A 2,690-nucleotide genomic window follows, 5' to 3' on the forward strand; every position below is an offset into this window, starting at 1 on the left:
CCGGCGAGCGGCCGATCAGCTCGTGCGGCAGCACCGGCGGGTCCGCCGCGCGCCGCAGCGCAGTGACCTGGCTGCGCAGCGCGACGATCTCCTCGACCACGGAGTCGGGCTGGTAGTAGCGCAGCTCGTCGTCGGCGTCGCCCCGCCAGTCCTCCAGCGGCATGCCGATCACGCGGCAGCCGGTGGCGCTGCCGCACTCGACCTCCTTGTGCAGCACGAAGCGGCCGATCAGCCGCGACACGAAACCCGAGGAATGTCCGCTCTCGACCCAGCACACGGGCCCCTCGTGGCCGCCGAAGTCACGGTCGTGCACATGCGCCTCGATCGAGTGGTTCCAGCGGCAGTCGGTGAAGTAGTGGCGGCGCCCGATGTCGATCTCGACCTCGGTGGGCTCCACCTTCATGATCCCTTCGACCGAGCGCAGCAGCATGCCCAGACGCAGCAGTTCGCAGTCGGGCAAGCCCGGGTAGCGACGCAGCATCATCTCGGCATCGCGCTGCCCCGACGCGAAGGCCATGCGCGTGAGCACGCCGCGCGCGCGCTCCCAGCCCAGCGTCTCGATCAACTGCCGGCGCAGCGAGCCGAGCGCCGACGAGTGCATCAGCAGCATGCGCTCCTCGCCGAGCCAGATCCGAGCCTCGTCGAACGCGAAGTGCACGCTCGCTGCCAGGTCTTCGATGCCCGAACTGCCGGGGGTCCAACCGCGAGGCATCGCGGGCTTGGCCGATCTCATGCCCTTGCTCCTCCTGGCTGCTGGTTGCCTCCGTCGCGGTCCGCGCGGACGCGGTGATCCCGGTTCAGGCCGCGCCGGCCTCCGCGGCGATCAGCTTTTTCAGCAGCCGCCGCACCTTGACCGGCGCCGCGTCGTTGCTCATCAGCACCGGGTTCAGGCCGAAGAACTCCGGCGTGCCCATCTCGCCGTGCACCGCCTCGATGATCGGGCCGTCCTCGGTCTCGAAGGCGGTGTGCATGGCCTGGATCTTCATCTTGTTGAAGTCGCCGTCCTCCTCGACGTGGTTGCGGCGGGTCGCGAACCAGTAGTGCGTGGTGTTGGCGGTCTCGGGCGTGCAGGTGTGCAGGTCGTACTGGCCAATGCAGTTGTCGAGGTCGAGCGCCGCGTCGTTCTGCGTCGCGCCGACCGAGAGCTGGATGTGGGCCGGCGGCGCCCAGGTGATGTCGAAGAACATGCGCGCCTCGGCGGCCGGGTCGGGCATGAAGTTGGCGAAGATCAGCATCGCCGGCGTCTGTTTCCACTCCCAGCGCGCGGAGATGCGATCGGCGCCCTCGCGCATCTGCGGCACCAGCGGCGAGAGCTGGCCGCGGGTGGTGATGATCTCGCCGTGCACATGGTCGATGTGGCTGAGGTCCATCACGTTGTCGATGATGAGCTCGTAGTGGGCCTTCATGTGCATGTAGGTGTAGGCCACGCCGTTGTCGTGGCCCGCGTCGAGCGGCGCGTAGTCGGGCAGGCGGTCGAGGTCGGCCTCGGCCTCGCCCATCCAGATCCACAGGAAGCCGTGGCGCTCCACCAGCGGGAAGCTGCGCACCTTGGCGGCCTTGGGGATCTGGCCGTTGCCGTGCGGGTTCTTCGTGCACTGGCCGGTGCAGTCGAACTGCAGCGCGTGGTACAGGCAGGCCACCTCGTCGCCGATGCGCTTGCCCAGGTGCAGCGGCGCGAAGCGGTGCGGGCAGCGGTCGTGCATCGCGACCGGCGTGCCGTCCTGCTTGCGGTAGATCAGCACCGAGGTGTCGAGGATCTTGCGGTGGAACAGCGCCTCGGGGCCGACCTCGGTGGACAGCGCGGCGACGTACCAGCAGTTCTTCAGGAAGGGCGTCTTCAGCGCGACGGTCTTGGTTTCCATGGGGTCTCCTGGGTCTTGTAGGGAATGGCGGATCAGAGCGCGACGACCAGCCGCGGCGTCTTCGAGCGCGAGCAGCAGGGCGTGAACTGGTCGTTGGCGGCGTGTTCGGCGTCGCTGAAGTACATGTCGCGGTGGTCGGGCGTACCGCCGACGACCTTCAGGATGCAGGTGCCGCACACGCCCTGTTCGCAGGACACCGGCACCTCGACGCCCTGCGCGGCCAGCGCGGCGATCACCGTCTGGCCGGCGGGCACGGTGACGACGCGGCCGCTCGTCGCGAGCTCGATCTCGAAGGCGTCGTCGGCGCCGTGGTCCACCGGCCCGCCGGCGAAGTACTCGAAGTGGATCTGCGCGTCCGCCCAGCCCAGCGCCTTGGCGGTGGCGATCACATGGTCCATGTAGCCCTTGGGCCCGCAGACGTAGAGATGGGTGTCGGCGGCCGGCGCGGCGAGCACGGCCTTGGCATCGAACTTCTGCGCCTTGGCGCCGTCGTCGTGGTGGAAGGCGACGCGCAGCGCGTAGGGCGCGGCGGCGATGCGCTCGGCGAAGGCGGTGCGCGCGCGGCTGCGGGTGCAGTAGTGCATCTCGAAGGACGCGTCCGCGGCGGTCAGCGTCTCGGCCATCGCGAGGATGGGCGTCACGCCGATGCCGCCGGCCAGCAGGATCGAATGCTTCGCCGGCACCAGCGGGAAGTGGTTCTTCGGTGCGCTGATGCGCAGCGGCGTGCTCTCGTGCAGCGCCTCGTGCGCGCAGCGTGAGCCGCCGCGGCCGGCGGCCTCGCGCAGCACGCCGATGCAGTAGCGCTGCGTCTCGCCCGGGCGGTTGCAC

3 protein-coding genes are annotated in these 2,690 nt (G+C 69.6%); all 3 read right to left on the reverse strand.

All coding sequences use genetic code 11. The annotated features are described in order from the left end of the window. Nucleotides 1-733 (reverse strand): XylR N-terminal domain-containing protein (locus x551_RS20840; RefSeq protein ID WP_173402828.1); only part of this gene is annotated, 733 nt, incomplete at its 3' end. A gap of 64 nt (nucleotides 734-797) precedes the next feature. After that, entirely contained in the window at nucleotides 798-1,862 is a 1,065-nt protein-coding gene (locus x551_RS20845) for an aromatic ring-hydroxylating dioxygenase subunit alpha (RefSeq protein WP_036236046.1), read from the reverse strand. Between the two features lie 32 nt (nucleotides 1,863-1,894). Further along, nucleotides 1,895-2,690: PDR/VanB family oxidoreductase (locus tag x551_RS20850; protein ID WP_036250918.1), on the reverse strand; the 796-nt coding region annotated here is incomplete at its 5' end.

The organism is Methylibium sp. T29, assembly GCF_000576205.1.
Classification (GTDB): Bacteria; Pseudomonadota; Gammaproteobacteria; order Burkholderiales; family Burkholderiaceae_C; genus Methylibium; species Methylibium petroleiphilum.